Source organism: Paenibacillus wuxiensis (genome assembly GCF_040195695.1).
GTDB classification, from domain to species: Bacteria; Bacillota; Bacilli; order Paenibacillales; family Paenibacillaceae; genus Paenibacillus_B; species Paenibacillus_B suaedae.
Genome location: NZ_JBEFZI010000048.1, coordinates 1 through 504, shown reverse-complemented (window position 1 = coordinate 504; position 504 = coordinate 1). Strand labels below are relative to the sequence as shown.

At 51.8% G+C, this 504-nt stretch carries 1 rRNA gene; it reads right to left on the bottom strand.

Annotated elements, in window-relative coordinates:
• Positions 1-504 (bottom strand): 23S ribosomal RNA (locus ABN764_RS29530); the annotation flags it as partial.

Here is a 504-nt window from a genome sequence, read left to right as displayed (position 1 = left end):
TCACCTGGCTAGAGGCTTTTCTTGGCAGCATGAAATCAAGACCTTCGGTACTGTAATTTTCCCTCCCCATCACAGCCTAGCCTTATTGATGTGCGGATTTGCCTACACATCGGCCTCACTGCTTGGACGAGCATCCATCAGCTCGCGTCCCTATCCTTCTGCGTCCCCCCATTGCTCATAACGGTTACGCTGGTACAGGAATTTCAACCTGTTGTCCTTCGACTACGCCTTTCGGCCTCGCCTTAGGTCCCGACTTACCCTGAGTGGACGAGCCTTCCTCAGGAACCCTTAGGTTTTCGGCGGACATGATTCTCACATGTCTTTTCGTTACTCATACCGGCATTCTCACTTGTGTACAGTCCAGCAGTCCTCTCGGTCTACCTTCTACCCGGTACACAACGCTCCCCTACCACTGATACATACGTATCAATCCATAGCTTCGGCAGTATGTTTAGCCCCGTTACATTTTCGGCGCAGAGTCACTCGACCAGTGAGCTATTACGC